This window comes from Pseudoxanthomonas sp. LjRoot204_2, assembly GCF_056175765.1.
The window spans coordinates 1-9,212 of the sequence record NZ_JBGFFG010000115.1 but is presented as its reverse complement, the minus strand read 5'-3'; the positions used below and the strand labels follow the sequence as shown (position 1 = coordinate 9,212).

Below are 9,212 nucleotides of genomic sequence, written 5' to 3'. Positions count from 1 at the left end.
GATGAGAAGCGGAGCGAATTTTTCATGATTTCCTTGGCTTCTGCAGAGGTGTTGCCGTGAGGATCCAGTCCCACGACTATGCTGAGCTTGCCAACGATTCATATGCGGATCGCGCTGTCGGCATGCGGCCTCCTGCGCAGCGGGAGCCCGTCACTCTCGGCGGCGTCGATTACCGCATCTTGGAGCATGTCGACAGCAAGAAGACTGGGTACCAAGGCACGCTATATCAGCGTGTTGATGGCGGGGAGATCGTGGTCGCTCATCGTGGCACCGAACAGATATGGAAGGATGGCGTCGTCACCGACGGCTCGATGGTGTTGAGCCGTATCAATCCGCAGGCCAACGAGGCGGTTGAACTGACGAGGCGTGCGATCGCGTTTGCCATGCAAGAAGGGATGCAGCCCGGGAAGAACGCTCCGGAGGTCACCGTGACGGGCCACTCACTCGGTGGAACGCTGGCCCAGATCACGGCGCATTACTTCGATCTGCGGGGTGAGACGTTCAATGCGTATGGCGCAGCAAGTCTGGACCGCCGCATCCCAGAAGGTGGCGGTAGAGTACTCAACCACGTGATGGCGGCCGATACCGTCAGCGCGGCCAGTCCACACTACGGTTCCGTCAGGGTATATGCCACCGAGAAGGAGRTAGCGACATTGCAGGCCTCCGGTTACCACAATAGCCGCCTGTTGGATGTCGTCACGCCAGACAATCCTCTTTTGGCTGCAGGCGCTTCGTTGGGTTCGCATTCAATGCACCACTTCCTCCCAGTCGATGGCCAGGGTGCGCGCGACCGCTCCGTGCTGGATGACTCCCGAGCGAGCGCTCTTGCAGCAGAAAGCCATCGCGCGATCGCCGGTTACCGGGACGATGTGGCGGATCTGCGCCGGGGGATCACCGTGGTTTCCCGCGGCCCCTTCGGCGCGTTGCGGGATGGGATCGATGCTGCACGCGGCCCACTTCTGCCAGGAGAGCCCGCTGCGCGTGAGAAATGGACGGGCCAGACACAGCCGCTATCGAAGTGGGGCGCGAATGCCGCGACCGCGAACACCACCAGCGAACGCGTGGGTGCGGCGGATGTCGTAAACGACTCCCTCCCGTTCCATCCGCCGCTCCGGCGTGAGGCGCGGCCTCCGTCGTCGGAAGTGGAGCGCTTGTTGCAGGCGGCAAGGACGGGCGAGTCGGGCGCCCTGCGCGCCGCACAGGAAGAGCTGCAGGCATCCGAGTTCGGTCATGCCTGGTTTGCGCGGGTACATGAGCACCGCGGCGAAATTCCGCAACAGCTGCCAGTCCAGGAAATCCTGCAGCGTGAAACCCTTGCTCCGTCCGGTCACCCGATGGCGCGATGACTTGGATTGTGTCCGCAGAGCGTTCGCCAGGCCTCTGCCCAAAAGGAGTACGACGATGAAAAAGACCATCAAGCTTGGAATTCTGTTGGGACTGGTAGTGCTGTTCGATCTCAGTGCCCAGACCGACGGCTACTACCAGCCGCTTCACTACCGCATGGACGACCCCTTCGTGTTCTGCACGCAGGGCCAGGACGTGAGGAAGAATCCGATGCCGTGCTGGAAGCCCATGCCACCCTTCACCGGGGCTTTCATGTTGATGCCCTATTGTCGGCCACCGAACCCGTACGGCAAGGATTGGACCCAGGACGACACGCTCTCGTTCGCCCAATACAAGTCGGTCTGTCCGAAGGCGATCGAGTCGGGTCGATGGGAGGGTCGCGGCCGGCCCGAGAACACGCCCATCCGTCACTGATGCCGGCGCCTTTCTTGCCCACGAACGCTCTTGTCATGGAGTCGCCCACATGAGGTTGCAACGCATGAAGGTCCTTTCCCCCGTGCTCCTGGTCGCAATGGCAATGATCGTGGGCGCGTGCGACGTGCCTGCTCCGCGAAGTGCGCAGGCCGTGGAGCAGGCGACGCCCCCCCAGAATAAGGAAGAAGCCATGTCAGAGCTGAAGCCGCCCTCCGCGGACAGCGTGTTGTATTTCATCTACCAGCGGGATGGCGACGGTGCGGTCAGCTACGAGGTCGACGGCGGTGCCACCGTCAGCTACTGGTACGGCCATGCGTTCGATCTCAAAGGAAAGCACTACTTCACGGGCTTCGGCAGCAAAAGCGAGGGCGAGGGTCCAGAGGGCGACAACGGGATGATGGACCCCGAGCATGTCGCCATCTCACAGGCGACGTTCACGCGCRTGGAGAAGGAGGGCAAGGCCGAGTGGTCCAAGCCCGACACGGACGGCTATGTCGGCGAGTTCGGCAGGATGGGGCGGGCCGAGCAGATCGATGAATCGCGAAAGGCACAGTCTTTCACGACCGGCGACGGTCGCTACCTCTTGGCGGTACCGACGTTGGATTTCGTGAACGGCACGGACGTACGCATGTTCGCCTTGCTTCTGTTCGATCCTGACGACGTGGACGCACTCGGATTCAGGCAATGGGGCTATCTGGGGAGCATTCCCGTGAGCTACGACAATAGTGATGCGTGCGATGGTGGGGAGGTGATGCCTTGCGCGGCGAGCAGCGGGACGCTCGCATTCGAGCAGACCGGTGCGGGCCTGCCTGACCTCAAGGTTGTCTCGAAGGGAACCACTATCGCCGCGCCCGGCAAGGTTCGCGACATGACGGAGGCGGACACCGTGGTCTACACCTTCGATCAGGCGACGCAACGCTACGAAAAGTAAGCGGATTCACAGTTGACCGACTTGTAGCAGGCCCAGGGAGGGGCCCGGTTGACGTCCAGCGACCCCCCGGTCGCGTACTTCAGCAAAGGAGCCAACGATGGCCAGTCAGTACACACGTGAGCAGATTCTCGACATCATCGAAAGACAAGCACAGGAAAGCGGCATTCCGCGGGAAGATTTCCTGCGATTCGCCTACATCGAGACAGGCGGTCGCTTCGATCCGAATGCAAGCAATCCCAGTGGCGCGAAAGGACTTTTCCAGTTCGTACCGGRCACTGCCGAGGATTACGGAATAGCGGGGCGCGAGTTCGATCCGGTGGCGAACACCCGCGCGGCGGCGGCGCTGTATTCGGACAATCTGGCCGACATCACACGTCGGCAGGCCCGCAGTGGACACGATTTCCTCTCCGGGAACGAGACGCCGAGCGGACTGGACCTGTATCTGGCCCACCAGCAGGGCGCGGCCGGCTATGCGTCCATCCAGAATGCGATCGAGGCGGGTGAGTTCACCCGTACCAACACGCGCAGGAATATCCTCAACAATATCAGCGAGCGAGACGTGGAGCGCCTGACGGGGCGTGCCTACGCAGACCTGCGCGGCCTCGACGATCGCGAGTTGGCAAATACGTTCTCGCAGTACTGGAATACCAAGTACGCGGCTATCAGTATCCCGGACCGCGGCATCCAGGCGAGCCAGCCGGATGCGGCTGCCCGCGAGCGCACGTCGCCGCTGGCGGATGGTGTGCTGCAGCGTGGCGAACGCGGTGAGGACGTGCGCGCGCTGCAAACCTCATTGAACCAGCTGGGATTCCGCGACGGCCAGGGTGCGGAACTGGAGACGCGCTCCGGCATCTATGGAGGCAGGACGCAGGAAGCCGTGCGTGCGTTCCAGGCTGCGAACCAGCTTGAAGCCACCGGCAACGCCGACGCGCGTACGCGCGAGGCGATCGCACAGCAGCTTGCGCTTCCCGAGCAGGATCGCAATCGCGCCCCAGCCGCTGAAGCACGGCAGCGCGAGGGCGGATTGGCTTGGCCGACCCCAGGCAACCATGACATCAACCAGGCCGACAAGCCACGCGAGGGCCGGGGGGAGTTCGGTACGCCACGCAGCGGTGGGCGGCGTCATGGCGGCATCGACATCGAGGGCAACGTCGGCGATCCGGTCGTGGCCGTCGCGGGAGGTACCGTGGTGGTGCGTCCGAACAATGGGGCGGCAGGCAACACCGTGCACGTGCGGCACGATGACGGCACGCTGACCAAGTACTTCCATCTCGACGCCTTCAGCGTGCGCAATGGGCRGCGTGTCGAAGCCGGGCAGCAGATCGGCACCATGGGCAGGACCGGCAACACGCCTGCACAGGGAGACACGCACCTGCATTTCGAGATGTGGCGCGATGGCCGACAGGTGGACCCGTTGCCGCACCTGCAGGGCGCCGAACGTGGTGCTGCTGTTCCGATGCGGACGGCAGCACCCGAGGTGCTGCGTGACGGAGCGTCCGGTGCCGCGGTGCGTGACCTGCAGCAGCAACTGAACCAGCTGGGGTATCGGGGCGCCGATGGTCGGCCACTGGAGACGGCGTCGGGCAAATTCGGTCCGCAGACCGAACATGCCTTGCGAGCGTTCCAGGAAGACCGCGGGCTGAAAGTGGACGGGATCTTCGGGGAGCGCTCGCGTGATGCACTGGCGACCGCCAATCGCGACCCCCGGCCTGCGGACGCCACAGCGCAGAATCCGCGCAGCGAGGATGCGCAGCGTTCGTTCGTAGACCGCATGTTCTCCGCGATGCACGGGGGTGATGATCGTGCCATGCGCCAGGCGCTGGACGATTACCTCAAGACGCCCGCCGCGCAGGGCTGGCAGCCGAAAGACCCGCCATCGGTCACCGACCAGCAAGTGGCGCAGCAACGCGAGCAGACCGGGCCGTCGCGCTGACAGGACGGGACACGCATGGGCCGATTCATCGGCCCATGCGTCGCACTGCGGCCTGGCGGCGGCTGCGTGCGTATTCAGGACGCGGGCGCGAGCAAGTTCTGGCCACGCGGGATCAGTCGCGCGCCGAAGCCGCGGCCGAGACGCAGTGAGGTTTCGGACGCCATGGGTGCGACCCGCTCGGTTGCGTCGGTCAGGTGCAGGGTGGGCCGGCTTGTGCCGCGCCCATCCTGCACGCTTTGTGAGGCATGACTTCTGCAAGAGCCGTGGCCAACGGCGCGCTGCTGGCGACCGTCATCAACCCCGGGCGCGATAACGCCGCCTATCAATGCGGTGAAGGCAAAGATGACGCAGGCAGTCCTGTCCGACATTCCGCTGGCTTGGCCATGCGGGCGCAGCGTCAACCTCGGAAAGGTATCGGCGCTTTGGCGCGCCAGCCCCCTGCGGAAGGGGTGCGGACAAACGAGGTGGCCCAGCGCTGCGCAGTATTACAGGCGAGGGCGCTGCAACGGTCGAGCAGGTGGAGACGACGACCCGGGCAGCGGCAGGCCCACAAGACCGGCCGCCTGTTCCCTGCGGTCAGCGGGTGCCGTACAGCACGACGGTCTTGCCGCGTGCGTGCAGGGAACCGTCGGCCTGCAGCTTCTTCAATACACGGCCAGCCATTTCGCGTGAGCAGCCGACCAGGCGTGCCAGCTCCTGGCGGGAAACGCGCAGCTGGGTGCCCTGCGGGTGGCTCATGGCCTCCGGTTCGCGGGCCAGATCGTGCAGCGTGCGGATGATGCGGTCGGTGACGTCGAGGAATGCGAGGCGGCTGGCCTTCCTGCTGGTATCCAACAGGCGACGCGACAGCTGGGCGCCGATGGCATACAGCAGCTTGGGTGCATCGGCCGACAGCGTGCCGAGGAACAGCTGGTGCAGGCGCTCGTAGCTGACTTCCGCCAGCTCGCACTGTGTCCGCGTGCGCAGGATGACCTCGCGGCGGTCGGACTCGATGAACAGGCCCATCTCGCCCACGAATTCGCCGGAACCGAAGTAGCCGAGGACCAGCTCGCGGTCATCGTCTTCCTCGGTGATGATGCTTACCGACCCGCTCACCACGTAATAAAGCGTGCCGGCGGGGTCGCCCGGGCGGAAGACATCGGCGCGGGCCGGATACCGGCGCCGGTGGCTGTGGGCCAGGAAGCGCTCAAGCGTGGCGTTGTCCGGCGTCAGGGGGCTGGCGGCGGGGCGAGCAGGGGCTGAAAGGGGGATGCCTGGGCTCATGGTGGTCACGGCTTGTAATTCAGGAAGCTTAGTCCGAATACGTGGCCCACGGCAAACGCAGGCCATGCAAGGGCTGGGCCACTGTGCGACGGCCCGCTGGCGGATGGGCGGCGGACATTTCGCTGTCACCCCATATGGCGCATAATCCGCCCCCTCATCCGACACCCCCGAAGAGGGATCACCGCCGTGGTAAAACCCCTGCCTCGCCTGCGGCTGCAAGGCTTCAACAACCTCACCAAGGCGCTGAGCTTCAACATCTACGACGTGTGCTATGCCTCGTCCGAAGACGAGCGTCGCCGGTACATCGAGTACATCGATGAGGAATACAACGCCGACCGCCTCACCCAGATCCTGACGGACGTGGCGGAGATCATCGGTGCCAACATCCTCAACGTAGCCCGCCAGGACTACGACCCCCAGGGCGCGTCGGTGACCATCCTCATTTCCGAGGAGCCGGTGATCGACAAGAAGGATGCGGGCAAGGAGATCATCTCCGACGCGGTGGTGGCGCACATGGACAAGTCGCACATCACGGTGCACACGTATCCCGAAACCCATCCGGACAATGGCATCGCGACGTTCCGCGCGGACATCGACGTGGCGACCTGCGGCGTGATCTCGCCGCTGAAGGCGCTGAATTACCTGATCGAAAGCCTGGAATCCGACATCGTCATCATGGATTACCGGGTCCGTGGCTTCACCCGCGACGTGAAGGGCAAGAAGCACTACATCGACCACAAGATCAATTCGATCCAGGACTTCCTGGCCAAGAACATCAAGTCGCGCTACGAGATGCTCGACGTGAACGTCTACCAGGAAAACATCTTCCACACGAAGATGCACCTGAAGGAGTTCGACCTCGACAACTACCTGTTCGAGGAGAAGGCCAAGAACCTGTCGTTCAAGGAGCGCATGAAGATCGAGGCGCGCCTGAAGCGGGAGATCGAGGAGCTGTACCACGGGCGCAACCTGCCGGAATGAGGGGTTGGCGACGGGCGCGGGTTACATCCGGTTCGGATGGCCTTCGCTAGTCTGCCCACACACATGGCGGGACGACCCGCCCGCGGCGCGAGCCGTGCATCAGGACCGACGGCGGTCCGGAACGAAGGTTCCGGGCCGTTTCGCGTTATGGCCCGGGCACTCAACCTGAGGAGGTGACGTATGGCGTGGGTCTATCTGGTGTTGGCGGGATTGCTGGAAGTGGTGTGGGCGGTGGGCTTGAAGTACTCCGAAGGTTTTACCCGGCTAGTCCCCAGCGTGGTCACGGCCGTGGCCGCGGCGGCCAGCTTTTGGCTGCTGGCGGCAGCCCTGAAGCACATCCCGCTGGGAACGGGCTATGCGATCTGGGTGGGCATCGGTGCCGTCGGGACTGCCTGTGTGGGCATGTGGCTGTTCCAGGAGCCTGCCACGGCGGCGCGGCTGGTCTGCATCGGCCTGATCGTGGCCGGCATCATTGGCCTGAAGCTCGCGTCGTAGCGGGTGCCGCGCGAGTGAACCCGTGAACCCGTCGTCCAGGCTGGATTGCGGAGCATTCAGCGCCATGGGACGGTGCGCCAAGGCGCACCCTACAAGCGATACGCGACGGCCTTCATCAGCTTCGAGGCCCCGGCCATCAGCATCGGGATGGGGGCCGGCAGGATGCGCGCGCCTGCTTCTTCGGCGTGTTCGGCATGGCGTGCCTCATCGGCCTTCATGACCTTCAGGATCTCGCGGCTGCGCAGGTCGGCGGGCGGGAGGGATTCAAGGTGTTCGTCCAGATGGGCCTCGACCTGGTGTTCGGTCTCCACCACGAACCCCAGGCTCCAGCCATCGCCGCGCAGGCCGGCGAGGGCGCCGAGGGCATAACTGCCCGCGTACCAAAGCGGATTGAACAGGCTGGGCCGGCTGTCCAGTTCACGCAGCCGGTCCGCGCACCAGGCGAGGTGGTCGGTTTCTTCCTGGGCGGCGTCCAGCAGGTGGAGGCGGGTGGCATCGTCCCGTGCCACGGCGGCTTGGCCGAAGTACAGGCCCTGCGCGCAGACCTCACCTACGTGGTTGATGCGCATCAGGCCGGCAGCATGACGCTGTTCGTCCGGCTCTAGCGCGACCTCGGGGGTATCCCCGGCGGGGTTTGCGCGCTGGGCGGGGGGGCTGCCGAACACCGTGTCCAGGCCGCGCTGGGCCTCCACCAGCCATTGATCGAGGGGCGAATAGGTCCGGGTGTTCATGAGGCCATTGTGCCGCCTAGGCGCTCCCGGCGTCTGCCCCGGGGCCCTGCGTGTCCGAGGCTCCGGAGGGTTGCGCACTGCGGTATCGCCCCGTACAATCCCGCCTCTTCCGTTTCACCCTTCACAACGCGTGGCAAAGTTCCGCCCGGGAAACCGCGGAATCCGCCCGACCAGACACATGAGATCCACATGAGCACCTTTACCGCCAAGTCCGAGACCGTCCAGCGTGACTGGTACGTCGTCRACGCAGCAGGCAAGACCCTTGGTCGCCTGTCCACCGAGCTGGCCCGCCGCCTCCGCGGCAAGCACAAGCCCGTCTATACCCCTCACGTTGATACCGGCGACTACCTGGTCKTGATCAACGCCGAGAAGATCCACGTCACCGGCAACAAGCTGGCCGAAGGGCCCGCTGGGCCGCGACATGTATCGCAAGCTCAAGGTTTACGCCGGCCCGAATCATCCGCACGCCGCTCAGCAGCCGCAGGTCCTGGACATCTAATCATGGCTATCACTCAGAACTACGGCACCGGCCGTCGCAAGTCTTCCACCGCCCGCGTGTTCCTGCGCAAGGGTTCCGGCAACATCACGGTCAACGGTCGTCCGCTGGATGAGTTCTTCGGCCGCGAAACCGGCCGCATGATCGTGCGCCAGCCGCTGGAGCTGACCAAGAACACCGAAACCTTCGACATCACCGTGACCACCACCGGTGGCGGCATCACCGGCCAGGCCGGCGCCATCCGCCTGGGCATCGCCCGCGCGCTGGTGGAATACGATGAAACGCTGAAGTCGGAACTGCGCAAGGCAGGCTTCGTGACCCGCGATGCGCGTGAAGTCGAGCGCAAGAAGGTCGGCCTGCACAAGGCGCGTCGCGCCACGCAGTTCTCCAAGCGCTAACAGACGCGCTACACTACGCGTCACTGGTTACACAGCCCCGTCGCCAAGCGGTAAGGCACCTGACTCTGACTCAGGCATTCGGTGGTTCGAATCCATCCGGGGCTGCCAACTTGACGTCCACTGGACATCCGCAAAAGCCCGCCCATGGCGGGTTTTTGCGTTGAGGGGTCTTGCCATGGTCGCGATGTTCCAACCTCCGTTCTGCCCTGCCGACGAGGCCGTGCGC

General features: G+C 64.5%; 9 protein-coding genes, 1 tRNA gene and 1 pseudogene. 9 read left to right on the top strand and 2 right to left on the bottom strand.

All coding sequences use genetic code 11. From position 1 onward, the window contains the following. Window positions 1-56 precede the first annotated feature (56 nt). From AC04L7_RS07405 to AC04L7_RS07390, 4 genes are all read left to right on the top strand, one after another. Window positions 57-1,346: a Tle-like phospholipase domain-containing protein gene (locus AC04L7_RS07405; RefSeq protein WP_475512758.1), complete on the top strand. Its 1,290-nt coding sequence runs from the start codon at window positions 57-59 to the stop codon at window positions 1,344-1,346. Window positions 1,347-1,401: 55 nt separating this feature from the next. Further along, the gene (locus AC04L7_RS07400) at window positions 1,402-1,758 is read left to right on the top strand and encodes a hypothetical protein (RefSeq protein ID WP_435996809.1); all 357 of its coding nucleotides are present in this window, start codon (window positions 1,402-1,404) and stop codon (window positions 1,756-1,758) included. A gap of 49 nt (window positions 1,759-1,807) precedes the next feature. Further along, a complete protein-coding gene (locus tag AC04L7_RS07395; RefSeq protein ID WP_475512757.1) occupies window positions 1,808-2,689 on the top strand; it encodes a hypothetical protein in 882 nt (293 codons plus the stop codon). A gap of 97 nt (window positions 2,690-2,786) precedes the next feature. Further along, entirely contained in the window at window positions 2,787-4,622 is a 1,836-nt protein-coding gene (locus AC04L7_RS07390) for a peptidoglycan-binding protein (protein ID WP_475512756.1), read from the top strand. A gap of 576 nt (window positions 4,623-5,198) precedes the next feature. Here the strand turns inward: AC04L7_RS07390 and crp are convergent. Continuing rightward, window positions 5,199-5,885 carry a cAMP-activated global transcriptional regulator CRP gene (crp, locus tag AC04L7_RS07385; RefSeq protein WP_296279500.1) on the bottom strand — a complete coding sequence of 229 codons (687 nt, stop codon included), beginning with the start codon at window positions 5,883-5,885 and terminating at the stop codon, window positions 5,199-5,201. A gap of 186 nt (window positions 5,886-6,071) precedes the next feature. Here crp and speD point away from each other — a divergent pair, with 186 nt between their 5' ends. Beyond that, window positions 6,072-6,866, top strand: coding sequence for an adenosylmethionine decarboxylase (speD, locus tag AC04L7_RS07380; RefSeq protein WP_055936923.1), 795 nt, complete (start codon window positions 6,072-6,074; stop codon window positions 6,864-6,866). Window positions 6,867-7,046: 180 nt separating this feature from the next. Next, on the top strand, window positions 7,047-7,361 hold the full coding sequence (gene sugE, locus AC04L7_RS07375) for a quaternary ammonium compound efflux SMR transporter SugE (RefSeq protein ID WP_435996816.1): 315 nt from the start codon (window positions 7,047-7,049) through the stop codon (window positions 7,359-7,361). A gap of 89 nt (window positions 7,362-7,450) precedes the next feature. Here sugE and coq7 read toward each other — a convergent pair whose 3' ends face one another. After that, window positions 7,451-8,092, bottom strand: coding sequence for a 2-polyprenyl-3-methyl-6-methoxy-1,4-benzoquinone monooxygenase (gene coq7, locus AC04L7_RS07370; protein WP_296279518.1), 642 nt, complete (start codon window positions 8,090-8,092; stop codon window positions 7,451-7,453). Between the two features lie 189 nt (window positions 8,093-8,281). Between coq7 and rplM the strand changes: the two are divergent. From rplM to AC04L7_RS07355, 3 genes and pseudogenes are all read left to right on the top strand, one after another. Next, window positions 8,282-8,591 (top strand): annotated as a pseudogene (rplM, locus tag AC04L7_RS07365) (50S ribosomal protein L13). A gap of 2 nt (window positions 8,592-8,593) precedes the next feature. Next, window positions 8,594-8,986, top strand: coding sequence for a 30S ribosomal protein S9 (rpsI, locus tag AC04L7_RS07360; RefSeq protein WP_056879499.1), 393 nt, complete (start codon window positions 8,594-8,596; stop codon window positions 8,984-8,986). A gap of 33 nt (window positions 8,987-9,019) precedes the next feature. Beyond that, window positions 9,020-9,094, top strand: a tRNA-Gln gene (locus AC04L7_RS07355). The last annotated feature ends 118 nt before the right edge of the window (window positions 9,095-9,212 follow it).

Bases quoted from the DNA above. Each gene is read 5' to 3' on its own strand.
- crp (WP_296279500.1), bottom strand. From the start codon at position 5,885: ATGAGCCCAGGCATCCCCCTTTCAGCCCCTGCTCGCCCCGCCGCCAGC.
- AC04L7_RS07400 (WP_435996809.1), top strand. From the start codon at position 1,402: ATGAAAAAGACCATCAAGCTTGGAATTCTGTTGGGACTGGTAGTGCTG.
- coq7 (WP_296279518.1), bottom strand. From the start codon at position 8,092: ATGAACACCCGGACCTATTCGCCCCTCGATCAATGGCTGGTGGAGGCC.
- sugE (WP_435996816.1), top strand. From the start codon at position 7,047: ATGGCGTGGGTCTATCTGGTGTTGGCGGGATTGCTGGAAGTGGTGTGG.
- rpsI (WP_056879499.1), top strand. From the start codon at position 8,594: ATGGCTATCACTCAGAACTACGGCACCGGCCGTCGCAAGTCTTCCACC.